Source organism: Kribbella sp. VKM Ac-2571 (genome assembly GCF_004362255.1).
GTDB classification, from domain to species: Bacteria; Actinomycetota; Actinomycetes; order Propionibacteriales; family Kribbellaceae; genus Kribbella; species Kribbella pratensis.
Genome location: NZ_SNWS01000040.1, coordinates 1 through 1512 on the forward strand (window position 1 = coordinate 1; position 1512 = coordinate 1512).

Genomic DNA, 1512 nt, shown 5'->3' on the forward strand with positions numbered 1-1512 from the left:
GGTCACTAGGGCACCATCCTTGCTGTGGGCACCGATATGGTGCTTGCTGTTGGGACTCGGCGGGAGCCGGGGTGACGGTCTAGGTCGGTCGCTCGTTGAGGGCCTCCATGACACCACCGCCCCCGGCTCTCCCGAGGCCGCGGACTGGCAACAGGGAGATGCGCCGTAGAGCGCCGGTTAGTGACCGCCCAGGTGCCGGCCTCGTCGCCGCCGGGTCGTCGCTGCCATCGCAAGGAGTCGTGTTGTCTGCTGTGTCTGCTGGGCTGCCGCCCGCGCAGTTCTTCGCCGGACTGGACTGGGCCGCGGAGGTCCATGCCGTCTGTGTGATGGACCATGCCGGGAAAATCGTCGACCGGTTCACCATCGCCCACACCGCCGACGGGATCACGATGCTGATCCGCCGTCTGGGCAAGCTCGCCGGGCCCGGTGACGTGCAGGTCGGGATCGAACGCCCCAACGGCCGCCTGGTCGATCTGCTGCTCGAGGCCGGGCACCCGGTCGTGCCGGTCTCCCCGAACGCCATCAAGGCCTGGCGCGACGGCGAGGTGCTGTCCGGTGCCAAGTCCGACGCCGCGGACGCCGCCGTGATCGCGGAGTACCTGCGGTTGCGGCAGCACCGGCTGCGCGTGGCCACGCCGTACTCCGACGACACCCGCGCACTGCGGACGGTCTCGCGGACCCGCACCGACCTGGTCGACATGCGGGTCGCGGCCACAAACCAGCTGTCCGCGCTGCTGGACGACCACTGGCCCGGCGCCAAGGCCGTGTTCGCCGACGTCGAGTCGCCGATCAGCCTGGAGTTCCTGACCCGCTACCCCACCCCCAACAGCGCGAAGCACCTCGGCGAGAAACGCATGCAGGCGTTCCTGACCAAGCACGGCTACTCCGGCCGCCGTCCGGCCACCCAACTGCTGGAACGCCTGCGGTCGGCCCCGGCCGGAGCCAGCGGCGAAGCCTTGACCGAGGCGCTGCACGACACCGTTCTCGCCCTGGCCGACGTCCTGAAAGCACTCAACACGGCCGTGAAGAACCTCGACCGGTCGGCCACCGCCCACCTCGGGGAGCATCCGGACGGCGAGATCTTCACGTCGCTGCCAAGGTCGGGTCAGATCAACGCCGCCCAGATACTCGCCGAGTGGGGCGACTGCCGCCAAGCCTACGAGCACCCCGACTCCGTCGCCGCACTCGCCGGCTGCACCCCGGTCACCAAAGAGTCCGGCAAACACCGGGCCGTGCATTTCCGCTGGGCCTGCAACAAACGCTTCCGCGTCGCGTTGACCACCTTCGCCGACAACAGCCGCCACGCCAGCCCCTGGGCCGCCAACATCTACAACCAGGCCCGCGCATCGGGCAAAGACCACCCCCACGCCGTCCGCGTCCTCGCCCGCGCCTGGATCCGCATCATCTGGCGCTGCTGGCACGATGGCGTCCCCTACGACCCCGCCAAACACGGTGCCGCAGCAGCGCTCAACAAGCCCGTCGCTGCCTGAGGTTGACACAGGGAGTGTCATG

The 1512-nt window shown here is 69.4% G+C and carries 1 protein-coding gene; it reads left to right on the forward strand.

Translation table 11 applies throughout. The features are described 5' to 3' along the window. The first annotated feature begins 251 nt into the window (after positions 1–251). Positions 252–1490 (forward strand): IS110 family transposase, encoded by a 1239-nt coding sequence (locus EV651_RS41095; protein WP_166658959.1) that lies wholly within the window; start codon positions 252–254, stop codon positions 1488–1490. Positions 1491–1512: the final 22 nt, after the last annotated feature.